General features: G+C 63.8%; 14 protein-coding genes. 9 read left to right on the plus strand and 5 right to left on the minus strand.

The genetic code is table 11. The features are described 5' to 3' along the window. Window position 1 precedes the first annotated feature (1 nt). On the minus strand, window positions 2-574 hold the full coding sequence (locus CGLAU_RS00205; protein ID WP_095658957.1) for a hypothetical protein: 573 nt from the start codon (window positions 572-574) through the stop codon (window positions 2-4). On the opposite strand from CGLAU_RS00205, the gene CGLAU_RS12185 reads away from it, so the two are divergent. The 5 genes from CGLAU_RS12185 to CGLAU_RS00225 all read left to right on the plus strand — a co-directional run bounded on the left by CGLAU_RS12185 (window position 551) and on the right by CGLAU_RS00225 (window position 5570). After that, window positions 551-847 carry a hypothetical protein gene (locus CGLAU_RS12185; RefSeq protein ID WP_157731213.1) on the plus strand — a complete coding sequence of 99 codons (297 nt, stop codon included), beginning with the start codon at window positions 551-553 and terminating at the stop codon, window positions 845-847. The two genes, CGLAU_RS00205 and CGLAU_RS12185, sit on opposite strands and share 24 nt — an antisense overlap. Further along, window positions 772-1218, plus strand: a complete 447-nt coding sequence (locus tag CGLAU_RS00210; RefSeq protein WP_095658958.1) for a hypothetical protein — start codon at window positions 772-774, stop codon at window positions 1216-1218. The genes CGLAU_RS12185 and CGLAU_RS00210 overlap by 76 nt, the downstream gene beginning before the upstream one ends. 166 nt (window positions 1219-1384) lie before the next feature. Continuing rightward, window positions 1385-3064 (plus strand): glutaminase, encoded by a 1680-nt coding sequence (locus CGLAU_RS00215; protein WP_095658959.1) that lies wholly within the window; start codon window positions 1385-1387, stop codon window positions 3062-3064. Window positions 3065-3119: 55 nt separating this feature from the next. Further along, window positions 3120-4361 (plus strand): ATP-binding protein, encoded by a 1242-nt coding sequence (locus CGLAU_RS00220; RefSeq protein ID WP_095658960.1) that lies wholly within the window; start codon window positions 3120-3122, stop codon window positions 4359-4361. Between the two features lie 36 nt (window positions 4362-4397). After that, a complete protein-coding gene (locus CGLAU_RS00225) occupies window positions 4398-5570 on the plus strand; it encodes an alpha-amylase family protein (RefSeq protein WP_095658961.1) in 1173 nt (390 codons plus the stop codon). Here the strand turns inward: CGLAU_RS00225 and CGLAU_RS00230 are convergent. Continuing rightward, on the minus strand, window positions 5567-6133 hold the full coding sequence (locus CGLAU_RS00230; protein ID WP_095658962.1) for a hypothetical protein: 567 nt from the start codon (window positions 6131-6133) through the stop codon (window positions 5567-5569). The genes CGLAU_RS00225 and CGLAU_RS00230 overlap by 4 nt on opposite strands. A gap of 4 nt (window positions 6134-6137) precedes the next feature. Further along, the gene (locus CGLAU_RS00235; RefSeq protein ID WP_095658963.1) at window positions 6138-7502 is read right to left on the minus strand and encodes a M20/M25/M40 family metallo-hydrolase; all 1365 of its coding nucleotides are present in this window, start codon (window positions 7500-7502) and stop codon (window positions 6138-6140) included. 75 nt (window positions 7503-7577) lie between these two features. Between CGLAU_RS00235 and CGLAU_RS00240 the strand changes: the two genes are divergently transcribed. Next, window positions 7578-8216, plus strand: coding sequence for a TetR/AcrR family transcriptional regulator (locus tag CGLAU_RS00240; RefSeq protein ID WP_095658964.1), 639 nt, complete (start codon window positions 7578-7580; stop codon window positions 8214-8216). A 32-nt stretch (window positions 8217-8248) separates the two neighbouring features. On the opposite strand, the gene CGLAU_RS00245 is transcribed toward CGLAU_RS00240, so the two are convergent. Beyond that, window positions 8249-9025, minus strand: a complete 777-nt coding sequence (locus CGLAU_RS00245; RefSeq protein ID WP_157731215.1) for a serine hydrolase — start codon at window positions 9023-9025, stop codon at window positions 8249-8251. Between the two features lie 20 nt (window positions 9026-9045). Between CGLAU_RS00245 and amn the strand changes: the two genes are divergently transcribed. The 3 genes from amn to CGLAU_RS00260 are packed head-to-tail and all read left to right on the plus strand — an operon-like array spanning window position 9046 to window position 12567. Next, entirely contained in the window at window positions 9046-10440 is a 1395-nt protein-coding gene (gene amn, locus CGLAU_RS00250) for an AMP nucleosidase (protein WP_198304955.1), read from the plus strand. 49 nt (window positions 10441-10489) lie between these two features. Continuing rightward, complete coding sequence (locus CGLAU_RS00255; RefSeq protein ID WP_095658967.1) at window positions 10490-11461, plus strand: Sir2 family NAD-dependent protein deacetylase; 972 nt, start codon at window positions 10490-10492, stop codon at window positions 11459-11461. Next, a complete protein-coding gene (locus tag CGLAU_RS00260) occupies window positions 11458-12567 on the plus strand; it encodes a glycosyltransferase 87 family protein (RefSeq protein ID WP_095658968.1) in 1110 nt (369 codons plus the stop codon). Before CGLAU_RS00255 ends, CGLAU_RS00260 begins: the two co-directional genes overlap by 4 nt. Here the strand turns inward: CGLAU_RS00260 and CGLAU_RS00265 are convergent. Further along, window positions 12564-13895: a dicarboxylate/amino acid:cation symporter gene (locus CGLAU_RS00265; RefSeq protein WP_095658969.1), complete on the minus strand. Its 1332-nt coding sequence runs from the start codon at window positions 13893-13895 to the stop codon at window positions 12564-12566. The genes CGLAU_RS00260 and CGLAU_RS00265 overlap by 4 nt on opposite strands. Window positions 13896-13967: the final 72 nt, after the last annotated feature.

Raw genomic sequence — 13967 nt, forward strand, 5'->3', positions numbered from 1 at the left:
GTCACAGTCCGAAGACATAGTCGTGGCGGGTGAACGCCTCCGGGTCGGGGTCCGGACCCAGGTGGAACACAGCCATGTGGACGCGGCTGGGGAGCCCGGAATCTGCAAAGTGCGCTTCGGGCTGCGCGTTGACCACGCCGTAGAACTGTGATGCGCCTTCCTCGACGCGGAGGTGGTCGACAATCTGGTCGGCGATGTCGCAGATGTCCGAGTGGCCGAGGTCCGTGGGAACTCGCGGGCCGAGGTTCTCAGGAAGCGGAGCGCGCATGGCTCTCAAACACGCCACAAGCGCGAGCGCGTCGTGTTCGTCGCAGGCATGGAGTGCGCGGTTGGCGAGGGTACGCGCGAGCGCGGCGTCGCCGGATCCACTCCACTCGCGATCCGCGATGCAGGTCAGGGACGAGACAACCTCCGAAAGCAGTTGGGCCTGCCGAGCCGTATCGGAGCGCGCCTGGACCTGAAACAAGAGCTGGGCGCAGGCGTGGACATAGGCGAGTGTCGCCACCGCTTCCACGGTTGGGGTGGTTGGCGTGGTGGGGGAGAGCTCGCGTTGCAAAGAGCCGTCGATAAGCATGCGAAGCTCCCGAGCCAAGCTGAAGGCTTCGCCGCTGCCGTCGTCGACAAGATGCGCGACGACGGTGACGCGACTGCTGCCGATGTAGCGGTCGATGACGAGGAACGCGGTGTGGGTGTCGTCGAAGATGTCGATGGGAAAACCATGCGGCCGGGACGGATGAAATCGATGTCCGGCAGGTTTTTGGTGAAGTGCCCGTGCAGGAGTGCCTTGTTCGGTGCGAGGCTGCGGGCGAACTGGGCGTTTGTCTGCGCGTCGTCGATCACGACGTAGCTTTCGGCCCAGGGAAGCGGGGCGGGCAAGGGCTGCGGCATGACAGCCGCAAGCTCCTCCCACGCGCCCATGCCGTCATCGACCTCGCATTCGCCGATGAGCTGCTCGGCGGCGATGGCCGTGCTGTGGAGGTAGGTGAACCGCGCATCGGCCCGCTCGAGGCGACCGAGGGACTTGCGCAACCGCTGAATGTGCCAGTACAGCTCGGACGGCGCGAGCTCCGCGGCGTCTCGGGCGAGGTCGAAACACTGGCGCGCGTAGGCCAGTTCGATGTAGGTGTCCACGGGGAGCGGATGCGTGTTCGAGGCGGGTTCCCAGCTGCGAAGGAACTCGGCCACGTCGGCCTCGAGTGTGTCCATCAGCTGCGGTGACGCGGTGCCCGTGATGCGCCAGGTGAATGCGTTGCCACCGAGGGTGATCGTGCCGCCGCGTGCCGTTTCCAAGTTCATGACCCGCAGTTAAGCAGACGGCACCAACAGGGCTTGGGCTGGTCGAACGCTGGAATCGAACATGATTCTGCTCTGTAGACTCAAGCGCATGCCATTGCCAGTGCCACAGTACCTCGCTGACATCTTGGACACCGTCCGCGACCAGGACGAAGGGGAGAGGGCCGACTACATAGAGAAGCTGAAAAACGCTGATCCGGACAAGCTTGGTTTGGCACTATGCACGACCGCCGGACACCTGTACGCGGTGGGCGATTGTGAATACGAATTCTCCATTCAATCCGTGTCCAAGCCGTTTGTGTACGCGCTGGCACTGGACATCTACGGCCCTGAAGAAGTGCACAAATACGTCGGTGTAGAGCCGAGTGGCGAGGGATTCAACAAGCTTTCGCTGGATCGCGACGGCCGCCCAGCGAACCCGCTCATCAACGCAGGCGCGATCACAGTCAACCAGCTCATCGGCGGGCCGAACATTCCGGTGAAAGACCGTGTGGAGAAGATCCGCGATTATCTTTCGCGACTCGCCGGCCGCAAGCTTTCGATAGATGAGGAAATCTTCGAATCCGAAATCGCGGGCGCCGACCGCAACATGGCGATTGCGCACATGCTGCGCGAGGTGGGCATGGTTGTTGACGAAGCCTACGACGCCGTCTCCAGCTACATCTACCAATGCTCAGTGTTGGTGAATGTCCAAGACCTCGCGGTGATGGCCGCGACCCTGGCGAACGGTGGAACGCAGCCGATCACCGGTGAGAAGATCCTCAGCGCAGAAGCCTGCCGCGTGACGCAAGCGGTGATGGTTTCGGCCGGCATGTACGACGCGTCAGGGCGCTGGATGGTGCGTGTGGGCATCCCTGCAAAGTCCGGTGTTTCGGGCGGGTTGATTGGCACCATGCCCGGGCAGATGGGCATTGCCTCGCTCAGCCCCCGCCTGGACGAGAAGGGCAACTCCGTGCGAGGCGTGAAGATCTTCAACGAGCTCTCTGACGCGCTGGGGCTCAACCTGATGTCCTCCGACTTCTACATCGCGCCGGGGATTCGTTCCGTGCAGCGCAAAGGGCCGACCACTGTGGTGGAGCTGCAGGGCTCAATCAACTTCATCGCTGCGGAAAAGATCCTGCACGAGTTGGTGCAACGCGATCTCATTGGGGAGAACTTGGTGCTCGACGTGTCTGGGGTGACTTCATTCAACAAGGCCGGCCGCAAGATGATTAAGGACGGCTTGATGCAGTTCCGAGACCAGGGCGCGACTGTTGCGATCTACGACCCTGACGGCGCACTGCCGGACTACGAGTTTTCCGATGGGTCTATCGCCGAGTCCGTTGAGGACCTCACCGTGTCTTTCTCCGTGCCGGCGGCGCCGCGCCGAGTCTTCGACGCGATTACCAAACCACGGCACTGGTGGGAGGACCGGATCCAGGGCGAGGCCGATGCAGAAGGTTCCGAGTTCACCGTGGAGAACGACGGGCAAACGGTCGCGCTTAAGGTGGAGGAAGCCGCGGACGGCAAACGTGTGGTCTGGCACGTCGAAACGGCTGGCGACGAGAACGCTGACAGGGACTGGGACGACACCTCACTCATCTTCGACATCGAGGAGGGCGATGCGGGCAGCACTAAGGTCAGCTTCACCCACCGCGGCATGAGCCCGCATGACGACGCTTACGAGGATGCCGAGGAAACGTGGCGCGACCGCCTGCGGGAGCGGCTTGAACCGTTGCTGAGCCGCGTCGCCGAGGATGAAGGCGAGGTCTTGTCGGCGGAAGAAAAGTAGTCTTCGAGACGGAAAATTAGTAGCGTCCAGGCTGGAAAATTCGTATGGTTAAGCCATGTCCTACCGTCACCGGGTCATCGATTCCCAGCTTGACCAGCTCCTTGCTCACGTAGCGGCAATCGCGATCGAGGGTCCAAAGGGCGTCGGCAAAACCGAAACGGCAAGCCGTCGCGCATCAACGGTGATGCAGTTGGACTCAGCCCAAGATGCGGCCGCGATCGCTGCAGACCCAACGTTCACCAGCTTCGAAACCCCCCTGCTCATCGACGAGTGGCAAAAACAGCCTGAATCCTGGGATCAGGTGCGCCGTGCTGTAGATGCCGGAGCCAGCCCCGGTAATTTTCTACTGACAGGCTCAGCGACACCGGTCGCTGGCGTGGATACACACAGCGGGGCAGCTCGGATCGTTTCGCTTCGAATGCGTCCAATGGCGTTGTTTGAGCGACGCGGCTGGGAACCAGCGATCAGCTTGACGGAACTGTTCGCCAGCTCGGCCGACGTGGCCGCCAGTACGGATAAGACTCTGAGCGATTATGTTGACGCGATTGCGAGCAGCGGATTTCCCGGGTTCTACGAGGCTCCGCCCGTCGCGCGGAACCAGCAACTCGATTCCTACCTCGCACGCATTGTTGACCGCGACCTACCGGAGCAGGGATATTCTGCCCGCAACCCGGCGGCGCTGATGAACTGGCTGGCAGCCTACGCAGCAGCGAGTTCCACAACAACGAGCTACCAGGAAATCCTTGACGCTGCGACACCGGGCGAAGCCGACAAGCCGGCGAAAACCACCACAATGCAATACCGGGAAAAACTCTCCCAAATCTGGATGCTCGATCCAGTTCCGGCGTGGGATCTACGGCGCTCACCGTTTGCCGGGTTGGCAAAATCCCCCAAGCACCAGCTTGCGGATCCGGCGTTTGTTTTGCGGCTGCTCGATATCCCTGCCTCGAAATTGACCACTCGCTTCAACTACATGCTGGGACCGCTTTTCGAATCTCTGGCCACACTCAGCGTCAGAGCGGCGGTGCAAGCCGTCTTCGGAAGGGTGGGGCACTTTCGAACTACTAAGGGGGATCGAGAGATCGACCTCATCGCCCAGGATCAAGACGGCAGCATCATCGCCATAGAGGTCAAGCTCACGGCAAACGTCACTGACGAGGACGTTCGGCACTTGACCTGGTTTCGCGACCAAATCCCCGATGATGTCGCCGACCTCGTAGTCCTGAACACCGGAACCCGCGCATACCGCAGGCCGGATGGAGTTGCCGTCATTCCGCTTGGGCTCCTCGGCGAGTAGGGCCCGGCCAATACCCCGAGTAGTACCTTGGTGGGCATGATCGAAGACACCATCTGGTGGCACGTGTACCCGCTCGGCGCGACCGGCGCCCCGATCCGCGACCGCGGCGACAACCCAAACGACGCAGATCACCGCCTCCGCCAGCTCGAGCCGTGGTTGGACTACCTCATCGAACTTGGCTGCAACGGCCTCCTACTGGGCCCGATTTTTGAGTCGGTCGGGCACGGCTACGACACGCTCGACCACTACCGCATCGATTCCCGCTTAGGCGATGACGAAGACTTCGACCACTTGATCGCCGCCTGCAAGGAGCGCGGCATCAACGTGATGCTTGACGGCGTGTTCAACCACGTCGCGCGTACCCACCCGTGGGTTGCCGAAGGGCTTGCCGGCGACACCGACTGGGAAGGCCACGGCGAGCTTGCCACCCTGCACCACGGAGATGAGCAGGTGAAACAGGCAGTCACGGGCATCATGCTGCACTGGCTGCGTCGCGGGATCGCCGGGTGGCGCCTCGACGTGGCGTATTCGGTACCCCCGGAGTTCTGGCGCGACGTGCTCGCCCGCGTCCGCGAGGAGTTCCCCGACGCGCTCATCCTCGGCGAGGTCATCCACGGCGACTACGCCGAGATCGCGCAGGCTGGCACCTTGGATTCAGTCACCCAGTACGAGCTGTGGAAGGGGATTTGGAGCTCGCTTCACGACGAAAACTTCTGGGAACTCGATCACGCGCTGGCGCGCCACCAAGCAATCGCGTCGAAGACACTGCCTAACACCTTCATCGGCAACCACGACGTCGACCGGATCGCCTCCAAGGTGGGCCAGGACAGGGCAATTCTCGCGCTTGCCATCCTCATGAGCGTGGCCGGCATGCCGAGTATTTACTACGGCGATGAGCAAGGGTTTGAGGGGTTGCGCACCGAGGGCTTTAGTGCCGACGACAGCGTGCGTCCCGCGTTGCCCGCCTCACCGAAAGAGCTCTCCCCATTGGGCAACTGGATCTACGTCGAGCACCAAAAGCTGATCGGGGTGCGCCGGCGCAACCGGTGGCTTACCCGCGCCACGACGGAGGTTCTGGACAAGACAAACGAGACGATCTCGTTCCGCTCCTTCAGCGACGACGGTGAGCTGCAGCTCGACGCGTGGGTGCAGCCAAAACCTGGCGTGCGGATCCACGCCGGGGGCGAGACGCTTTACGAGTGGTCTTAGGCGTTAATGCCAGGGACCTTGATGTTGAAGGAGTCGAGGATCCCGGCGAGCGCCTGGCGAACGAGTTCTAACACATCCGGCAAAACGACCGAGCCCATGTCCGCAACCGGCAGTTCAAAGGACGGCGAGTTTGCTGGCGCGAGGTTGAGCAGCACCGGGGCTTGACCCTGTTGCGCATTCCCGGGCTGCGAAGGCACCGGCTGCGCTGGCGCTGGCTGGTTGGGAGCTGGCTGGCTTGGTGCCGGCGCAGGTGCCTGCTGCTGTGCCGGCGCAGCACCGCCGCCCTTGAGGCCGCAGCGGGTGGCGGCTTCGTCGACACGCGCAAGCGCTGCGAGGATCTGCGGGCCGCGCGGATCGAAGCGGGCCACCATCTGGGCTTGGGCAACCTTGTTGTAGTAGTCTGCCTCGTCGGTCCAGTAGCGCTGGGCCTGTTCGCAGGAGATCGGGCCGGACGGCAGCGCGGCAAGCGCGTCGTCGACGATATCGGCAGAGGCGGTGGGGGAAGCGATGAGCGTACCGGCGACAAGCGCGGACGCAGCGAATGCGCGGATCTTCATGCGCATGACCCTACGCGCCGACGAAGCGGCGCACCAGTGCGCGATAGGCATGCGCGGTGAGCTTGACGTCCTCCACCTCGACGTATTCGTCGTGAGTGTGCAGCAGATCGAGCACGCTGCCCAGCGTCTGATTGCGGCCGTGCAGCGCAAACCCGTAGCCCACCCCGCCTTTGCGGCGGCCAAAGCGCAGGTCCGAACCACCCGCAGCCAGGGTAGGCACAACGGGGACACCTGGGAAGAACTCGTTGAACGTCGCCACAATCGCCTCGTAGAGCGGGCCGGAGGTGGGGGAGACGGTGGCATCTTCGGTGATCAGGTGGGTGATCTCAACCTCGTCGGCGAGGTCTCCGAGCGCCTCGCGCAGCAGCGCGTCGATGTCCGCTTGAGTCTGGCCGGGCAGCGGACGGCAGTCCATTTCGAGCCAGGCCGTCGACGGCAAGACGTTGATCGCCTGACCGGCTCGCAGCACGGTGGGCGCGATCGTCAAGTGGCTCATGGCGTGGGAATAGCGCTTCAGGGGCCCGAGGGCGTCGTACGAGGAGCCGTCGAGAAGCGATTGTTCCGTGACTGGATCGAACTTGAAGGCCCGCACGTAGCCGGGCCACGGCTCGTCGCGGCTGACGTTGGGCTCGATGGCGGCGATGCGGCGCGCGACCTCGGCGATCTTGGCCACTGCGAGGTTACGCCCGTGTGGCGCGGAACCGTGGCCGGCATCGCCGTGCACCGTAAGGCGGCGCTGGCCCGCACCTTTTTCGCCGATGACGACGATGAGCGCATCGGAACCGTCAGTCACCGGCAGGTGGGATCCGCCCTCCTCGCTCAGGCAGTTCTTCCACGAAAACGCATCGGGGGCGTGCTCGGCGAGCCAACCGGCGCCGAGCCCGCCGCGAGCCTCCTCGTCCGCGCAGCCGACAAAGGTCAGCGTGCCGCGCGGGGCCACTCCGGAGGCGGCGACGTCACGCACGGCCGCGGCCATGGCGGCGGTGATGTAGAGCATGTCGGTCGCTCCGCGTCCGTAGATGCGCCCGCCGTCCTCCTCGGCGCCGAAGGGGCCGCGGGTCCACTTCGCCTCATCCACCGGCACCACATCGGTATGGCCGAGCAGGGTGAGCGGCTCAGCGTCCGGGTCGGTGCCCTCGATGGTGAAAGCGACGGAGACGCGGCCCGGGTGCGGCTCGAAGCGCTGTACCTTTACCGGAAGCGCGGTATCACCGACCTCAGCGAAGAATGCCTCCAACGTGTTTGCGCTGCGGACTTCCTGGCCGGAATCCGGCGTGAGGTCGTTCACGCACGCGTTGCGGATCAGGTCTTTGAGCAGCGTAATCGTCGCAGAGGCAACGGAGCTTCGGGCATCAGAGGCGGAGCGAGAATCCATGCGAATCGATAATAGCTACAACTTGTCGCAGCGCTTCCGACTCTATGGCATGATTTGCTGTGATTTGCATACTCGGTGGCGTATATAGCCTCTCTTCGCGGAAGGACTGTACCTATCGCACGTCGTGAAACAAGCATTGACCCGCGCGCAATTCGCACCCGCGAAGCGCTGGTCAGCGCCACAATTGACTTGCTGGCCGCGCAGCCAGCCAACGAGCTCTCCGTCACCGCCATCGTGCGCGCCGCTGGGGTCAGCCGCCAGGTGTTCTACGAGCACTTCACCGACCGTGACGCGGTGGTGCTGGCTGCCGGTCGGGCGATCTTTGAGCCCGCCTACACCGAGTTCATCACCACGTTCACCCCAGACACCACCTACCCGGAGCAGGTGACCAAGCTCTTCGCTCGCATGGGTGAGCACGGCGCGACCGTGCGCACGCTGCTGGATTCCGCCGCGCAAGGCAAGCTCAATCACTTCGCGGTGGACATGCTCTACGGCCCGATCCGTGCTGAGCTAGAGGCCCACCTCAAAGCCGCGAACGTGGACGTCGGTGCCGGGATGATGGATGATACGGCGCATTTCCTTGCTGCCGGCACGCAGGAGGTCTTCGCCCGCGGACTTTCCGAGGGCACAGAGCCGGACGAGGTTGCGCGCCGCATCGAGGACGTGCGCCGCACACTCGGGGCGTTCTCGATGGGCGAGTCCATCACCGACTAGTGCCGCAACCGCCGCTAGAGCAGCTAGCGCCGCTAGAGCTGCGCGAGCATCTCGGTCAGCGCATCGATCGCGTCGATGGTGTCTTGGAACGAGCCGTCCTCGCTCACCGCACCAACCGAGATGCCGTAAAGCTGCCCGTCGATCTCGCCGAAACCCATCTGCCGGGACTGCCAGGAGCCGTCCTCGTCAATGTCGCCCCAGCCGCCTTTGATCGGAATGTTCAACTCGCCGAGACCCCACGCCTGCTCGTCGTCAATGTTGCGCATATGCCGGATGACCTGACTGGTCTTCACATCCGGGCGCTGCGAAAGCCCGTATGCATAGCGCGCCTGCGCAGCAAACGGCCACGGCGTGCGGCCCCACGCGATGTCCACGCGCCCGCCCATCTCGTCGTGCACCAGCTCCTGCGCGCCGCCTGCGGCCTCGAGGCAGTACCACAAAGCGTCGGTCGCGTCGTTGTCGGAGATTTCAATCGAGGATTCAATCAAGTCCGCGATGTAGTCGTCGTCGTATTCGCAGTGCTCCTCGGCTGCGAACGCGATAGGCACTTTCACCGTCGACCACGCCGGCAGGGACCGGACTGAGCCGAAGTTAAGTTCGGACGTGCCGTCGTAAAGCGAAAGCCCCAGGCGAGTCGAAGTTTGCTGCTCGATGCGAGCGATCTCGCGGTCAAGTTTTTGTGTATCGATGCCTACGTCAGCTGGGGGTTTGGTCTCCGCTACCACTACCGGCTCCGGCTCAGTATGCGTTGAGCATCCGCTGAGTATCCCCGCCAACACCGCGATCGACACCACCCGTTTCGCATCCACAGATCAGTATTCTAGGGTCCATGCACCAGGTGGACACAGCAGCCCAGGCAGTCGAGGAACTTGTCTCGCTTTACGACGGCGCGTGTGGTCGCGCGCGCGACGCGATCGCAAGCGGAAAGTACGAGTCCTACAGCAGCGTGGTCTACCCGAAGCTCTCGGTGCGCGTGACATCGTGGCATCCGATCAACCGCTCCGAGCCATTCGGCTACGTGGACGAGGCCGGGGTTTACTCCGCGGTGCTGTCCCGCCCCGACCTCATGCGCCCATACCTCTTGGCCCAGCTCGAGGCGTTGACTTCGAACTACGAGTGCGAGGTGTGGGTCGGGGAATCGGACGTGTGCATCCCGCCGGAGTACATCACCGGCATCGACGACCTGTCGGCTGTGCGCGGCTCCAACACCCCGCACGTGCCGCGCCCGACGCTGGACGAGGTTGACGATGCGATTGTCGACGGGCACTGGGACGCGTTCCACGGCAAGGAAAAGCCGCTGTTCCACTTCAGGCCGCAGCGTTTTGATCTGGCGCTGGCCCGCCTGGAGCACTACACGGGCATTTCGCCGGAGTCGTTGCAGAAGTACATCCTGTTCACCAACTACGCCATGCACGTCACCGAGTTCGTGCGTTTCGGCGTACGCGAGCTTTCCAACCCGGATTCGCGCTACACCAGGCTGGTGCTGCCCTCGGGCGAGACGGTGTCCGACACCGTTGCGCTCGAGGACCTGGAGCTCGGCTCGAAGTTCCAGATGCCGCGCTACGACTTGGTCTGCGAAGGCGGAGACGGCATCACCATGATCAACATTGGTGTTGGGCCGTCGAACGCGAAGACCATTACGGATTGTCTGGCGGTGCTGCGCCCTGAGGCGTGGATCATGATCGGGCACTGTGCAGGCATGGACGCGCGCATGCGTATCGGCGACCTGATCTTGGGCAACGCTTACGAGCGTCGGGACCATGTGTTGGACGAGCACATCGGCCGCGACCAGCCGATCCCCGCCGTGCCCGAGATCCAGCGCACGCTGGAGAAGGCGGTGGAAAAGGTCTACGGCGATGAGACGTCGCTGATGCGCACCGGCACCGTGCTGTCGACGGGGGATAGGAACTGGGAGTGGAAGTCCCCGCGCGACCTGTGGGATTGGCTGCGCGGCTCCACGGCGGTGGCGGTGGACATGGAGTCCTGCACGCTCGCGGCCAACGGATACCGCTACCGCGTTCCCTACGGCACGTTGCTCGCCGTGTCCGACCTGCCGCTGCACGCCGTGCCGAAGCTGCCCGCAGGCGCGCAGGCGTTTTACTCCAACTCGAAGGAGGCGCACGTGATGTGCGCCGTGCGCGCGATGGAGCGCCTAGCCAGGAATCCGCGTCGGCTGCGCACCCGCAAGCTGCGCCGCACGATCGGCGAGGTTCCGTTCCGCTAGGAGTGGCAATCCTGCGCAATCCGGCGCAAACGCACTACCCTGCGAAACGATGGCCCAGCACACCTCCCCGGACAGGACGCAGACGCAGCCGCAGTTCGACGACCCCGCGATCGCGATTGCGCACCGCAGCGCCGTGCGCTCGATCGAGCGGGTGGTCTGTGAAACCGCGGTGCCGACGGACCCGTCGGAAGCGAAGCGCAGCGTCCTCGCGCAGCTGGAACACCCTAAGGTGCTGATTGTCACCGGCGCGGGCATGTCCACCGAATCGGGCATCCCGGATTACCGCTCGAAGAACGGCCGCCTGACCAAGGGCCGCCCCATGACGTTTCAGGAGTTCGCGCACTCGCCGGAGCAGGTGCGCCGCTACTGGGCCCGCGCCTTTGTTGGCATCCGCTTCATGTGGGCGGCGCACCCGAACCGCGCACACTTCGCCCTGGTGGAGCTGGAGCGCGCCGGGCTGACCACCGGCATCGTCACCCAAAACGTCGACGGTCTGCACACCGAGGCCGGTTCCGCGAACGTCATTGCGTTGCACGGGGACATGGACCATGTGGCGTGCCTCGACTGCCACTCGCTGCATGAGCGATCGCTTATCGACGCCCTGTTTGACGCCGCCAACCCCGACTTCTTCGAATCGGTGCGCGTCGAAGGATCCATGATCAACCCGGACGGAGACGTGGAGCTGCGCGATGCCGATGTGCAGCGCTTTGAAATGGTCGCCTGCCCCGCCTGCGGCGGCGCGCGGCTGAAGCCGAACGTGGTCTACTTCGGCGAGAACGTGCCGAAGTCCCGCCGCGCGGAGGCAGACCGCTGGCTTGCGCAGTCCACCTCCGTCATCGCGATTGGCACGAGCCTGGCGGTGATGAGCGGGTACAAGTTCGTGCTAGATGCCAAGCGCCAGGGCAAGCCGGTCGCGGTAATCAACGGGGGACCCGGCCGGGCGGACACCAAGGCGGACACCGTCTGGCGCACCAATGTGGGTGACGCGCTGGATCAAGTCCTCGACGGGCTGGGCCTATGATCGCAGCCGTCGTCAATGCCCTGGGTCTTGTGGCTATCCTCGCCTTCGCGTGGTGGCGATACCAGGTCAACGCCGACGAGCTGGGAAATGTTTTCGCGAACCATCTGGCTGAAGAAGTACCGACAGATCTGCAGGTCTATCTTCTTGGCGGCCAGCGCGTCTCTGAGGGTTTGCCGCTTTATGGCGGCGACCTCTTGCCCGGGCTGCCGTTCACGTACCCGCCGTTCGCCGGAGTGGTGTTCTCGTGGTTCGGCGAGTCCCGCCCGGCGCTCGGGATCGCGTGGACCGTGGCGTCGATAATTGTGCTGGCCTGGGTGGTGTGGGAGTCGGGGAGGAAAGGCTCCGGTTTTACGCCGGTAATCCTGCTGACTGCGTTCTTCGTCGTGTGTACGGAGCCGGTGCACGCCACGCTGTTTTTCGGGCAGGTCAATATCTTCCTCATGGCGCTGGTCTGCCTGGATTTTCTGCCGAAGAACCGCTGGTCTGGCGTGGGTACCGGCTTGGCCGCGGGGTTCAAGCTCACGCCGGCGTTTTTCATCTTGCTGTTTGCCCTGCGCCGCCAGTGGGGCGCAGTATTCGTTGCGGCGTTCACGTTTCTGTGCACGGTTGCAACGGGCTTTGCCGAGGTCAAGGATGCCGGCCGTTTCTGGACGGAGTTAATGTTCGACTCCGACCGCGTCGGCTCCGCCGATAACCCGGGTGCGCAGGCGATCCGCCAGGTATTGGAGCGTCAGTTCGGCATTGACTCCACGGGGGTTTGGCTCGCGCTCGCAGTAGCAGTCACGGTACTGGCTGCAGCGGCCGCGCACTTTGCTTTACGACGGGACGAGGTTGCCCTAGCGGTCGCCTTCATCGGGATGGCGTCGTGCCTCGTCAGCCCCTTCTCGTGGCATCACCACTGGGTGTGGATCGTGCCGTTCGGCGTGGTGATCTACCGGTGGTGGGGTGTGCTCGCACTCACGCTGTTCATGCTCCCGTACGTAGCACTGAATGTGTCGTACGGGTTGTTCATGGTGCCGGAGCTGCTCTTCACCGCGGTGCCCATCGGGTTCATGGTGTGGTTTGTTGCCCGCGAAGCCTTCGGCGCGTTGGCGCAGCGCTCCTAGCGCGCTCCGACAGTTGCTTTCGCTTTGGGCTCGGCCGGGGACTCGGCGTCCCCGCCGGGCGTAGCGTTGTCCCAGACCTCCTTGTCCCAGATGCCTTCGCGCTTGGACACGATCGTGGCCACTAGTGCCTGGCCGGTGACGTTGAGGGCGGTGCGGCCCATGTCGATGATCGGGTCAACCGCGAGCAGCAGGCCGACACCGGCCAGCGGCAGGCCCAGCGTGGACAACGTAAGGGTGAGCATCACGGTGGCGCCCGTGGTACCTGCAGTTGCTGCCGACCCGAGCACGGAGACGATCACGATCAACAGGTAGTCCGTGAACTCCAACTGGATGCCGTAGAACTGGGCAACGAAGATCGCAGCAACGGCCGGGTAAATCGAGGCGCAGCCGTCCATCTTGGTGGTAGCGCCGAGCGGCACCGCAAACGCGGCGTACTCGCGTGGGACACCGAGGGATTCTTCGGAGATACGCTGCGTCACTGGCATCACGCCCATCGAGGAGCGGGTGGCAAAGCCCAGGGTGGTGACCGGCCACACGCGCTTGAAGAAGCCCACGACCGGGATGCGGTTGAGCGCGAGTAGCGCGGGGTAGAAGCCGAAGAGCACTAGGCCGAGGCCGACGTAGATCGCGAGCACGAACTTGCCCAGGGAGCCAAGCGCTTCCCATCCGTAGGCGGCAACGGCGTTGCCGATCAGCGCCGCGGTGCCAATCGGTGCGAGGCGGATAATCCACCACAGCACCTCTTGGATCACCTTGAGCAGGGAGCCGGAGAACTCGATGAACGGCTCGGCCGCCTTGCCCGCCTTCACGGCGGCAACGCCAACGAGCAGCGAGATCACCAGGATCTGCAGCACGTTGAAGGAGACGCTCACTGCGCCGGTGTCGCCGACTTTCGCGCTAAGGCCGAGGAAATTCGACGGGACGACGGAGTTGAGGAAGCCCATCCACGACCCGGTCGAGCTGGGCTCGGTGGCGTTCGCGGCGTCGACGGTGGAGTTCATGCCCGGCCGCACAACCAGGCCAACCACAATGCCGATGACCACTGAGAAGAACGCGGTGATGGCGAACCAAACCAGGGTTTGGACCGCGAGACGAGCTGCGTTGGTGACCTTGCGCAGGTTGGCAACCGAGGTCACCACCGCGGTGAATACTAGCGGCGGAATGAGCAGCTTCAGCAGCTGCACGTAGGTCGAGCCCACCCACGCGAGCGTGGCGGCGAGCGCGTTACCGTCGCCCATTCCGGCGGCGACGAAACCGAGAATCAAGCCGATGATCAAACCGGCGATGACTTGGGCACCGAAGTTCGAGGCCCACTTTGGGAGATGCATGATCGCTCTTTCCTAGACAGATCAGTTCATATAGGTGAAATTACTAGCGCACAACCTACTCTTTTCTCCTAG

The organism is Corynebacterium glaucum (genome assembly GCF_002287505.1).
GTDB classification, from domain to species: Bacteria; Actinomycetota; Actinomycetes; order Mycobacteriales; family Mycobacteriaceae; genus Corynebacterium; species Corynebacterium glaucum.

What these genes read in the sequence shown, in the direction of transcription:
- CGLAU_RS00220 (WP_095658960.1), top strand. Translation starts at nt 3,120, where the DNA reads ATGTCCTACCGTCACCGGGTCATCGATTCCCAGCTTGACCAGCTCCTT.
- CGLAU_RS00265 (WP_095658969.1), bottom strand. Translation starts at nt 13,895, where the DNA reads ATGCATCTCCCAAAGTGGGCCTCGAACTTCGGTGCCCAAGTCATCGCC.
- CGLAU_RS00230 (WP_095658962.1), bottom strand. Translation starts at nt 6,133, where the DNA reads ATGCGCATGAAGATCCGCGCATTCGCTGCGTCCGCGCTTGTCGCCGGT.
- CGLAU_RS00215 (WP_095658959.1), top strand. Translation starts at nt 1,385, where the DNA reads ATGCCATTGCCAGTGCCACAGTACCTCGCTGACATCTTGGACACCGTC.
- CGLAU_RS00260 (WP_095658968.1), top strand. Translation starts at nt 11,458, where the DNA reads ATGATCGCAGCCGTCGTCAATGCCCTGGGTCTTGTGGCTATCCTCGCC.
- CGLAU_RS00235 (WP_095658963.1), bottom strand. Translation starts at nt 7,502, where the DNA reads ATGGATTCTCGCTCCGCCTCTGATGCCCGAAGCTCCGTTGCCTCTGCG.
- CGLAU_RS00255 (WP_095658967.1), top strand. Translation starts at nt 10,490, where the DNA reads ATGGCCCAGCACACCTCCCCGGACAGGACGCAGACGCAGCCGCAGTTC.
- CGLAU_RS00205 (WP_095658957.1), bottom strand. Translation starts at nt 574, where the DNA reads ATGCTTATCGACGGCTCTTTGCAACGCGAGCTCTCCCCCACCACGCCA.
- CGLAU_RS00225 (WP_095658961.1), top strand. Translation starts at nt 4,398, where the DNA reads ATGATCGAAGACACCATCTGGTGGCACGTGTACCCGCTCGGCGCGACC.
- amn (WP_198304955.1), top strand. Translation starts at nt 9,046, where the DNA reads ATGCACCAGGTGGACACAGCAGCCCAGGCAGTCGAGGAACTTGTCTCG.